Origin of the sequence: Erythrobacter sp. CCH5-A1, from assembly GCF_001557115.1 — a bacterium.
Lineage (GTDB): Bacteria > Pseudomonadota > Alphaproteobacteria > Sphingomonadales > Sphingomonadaceae > Erythrobacter.
The window spans coordinates 1-1,055 of the sequence record NZ_LSKQ01000053.1 but is presented as its reverse complement, the minus strand read 5'-3'; the positions used below and the strand labels follow the sequence as shown (position 1 = coordinate 1,055).

The 1,055-nt window shown below is 60.5% G+C and carries 1 protein-coding gene; it reads right to left on the bottom strand.

Annotation, left to right across the window (positions count from 1 at the left end; all coding sequences use genetic code 11):
* Window positions 1-15: 15 nt before the first annotated feature.
* A protein-coding gene (locus tag AX708_RS19660) for an IS630 family transposase (protein ID WP_156454517.1) occupies window positions 16-962 on the bottom strand; the annotation gives its coding sequence in 2 pieces (ribosomal slippage) (window positions 16-623 and window positions 623-962; 948 coding nt in all).
* Window positions 963-1,055 lie beyond the last annotated feature (93 nt).

The following is a 1,055-nucleotide window of genomic DNA, read 5'->3' as shown; positions in this document are numbered from 1 at the left end:
TAGAGCGTTTTCCGATCACTCTGGTTCATATCCACAAGATTTGAAGTAATTGGCGCATTCGTCCGGTTGGAAGATGTCGACGAGCCTGCCGATCAGGTCCCAGAGTCCGCGGACGGTGCGCTCGCCAGCCTTGCGCAGCATGGCCTTGAACCGGGAGAACGCCTTCTCGATTGGATTGAAGTCGGGGCTGTAGGGCGGGAGGAAGCGTAGCGTGGCACCGGCCGCTTCGACCTTTTCCTTTACCGCCATCCGTTTGTGGCTCGACAGGTTGTCCATGATGACCACGTCTCCGGGCTTGAGTTCGGGCACCAGCACTTGGGTGACATAGGCTTCGAACCAGTCGCCGTTGATCGGCCCGTCGAGCACCATCGGTGCGACCATGCCGGTCATACGCAGGCCCGCGACCAGCGTCGTCGTTTTGCGATGACCATGCGGGAAGCCCATGCGCAACCTTTCGCCCTTCGGGCACCGACCATGGCTTCGGGTCATGTTCGTAGCGGTCCACGTCTCGTCGATGAACACGAGGCGCTCAGGATCGAGATCGAGTTGGTCGTCGAACCAGCGCTGCCGCTGCCTCAGGACGTCGGGCCGGTCTTGCTCGATCGCGTGCCCGGACTTTTTTTACGCGTGATCCGGTGACGATCAAAGAACCGCCACAGCGTGCCGATCCCAACGCTGACGCCGCTTGCGGCAAGTCCGGACTGTATCTCGGCAAGCGTGATGTCGCCGTTCTCCTCCAGCATTGCCATGATCTGCTCGTGGTGGGCTTCGGTCTTCGATGAGCGCTGGTCGCCGCCAGGCTTTCTGGCAACGGCTCGACCGTGTTCTCGCGCAAGCTGGTGCCAGCGGATGGCGCTCGACACACTTACTCCAAAGCGAGCTGCAGCAGAACGGCGGCTCAGGCCACCATCAATCGCCGCAACAACCCGGTCACGTAAATCCTGGGAAAGCGCTTTCGACATCCAAGCCGGCCTCCTTCACCAGCTTGGACTCTGAATCAGAGATGCGCCCGAAACGGAATCCTCAGCGATTCAGCCACTGTGGAAAACGCTCTA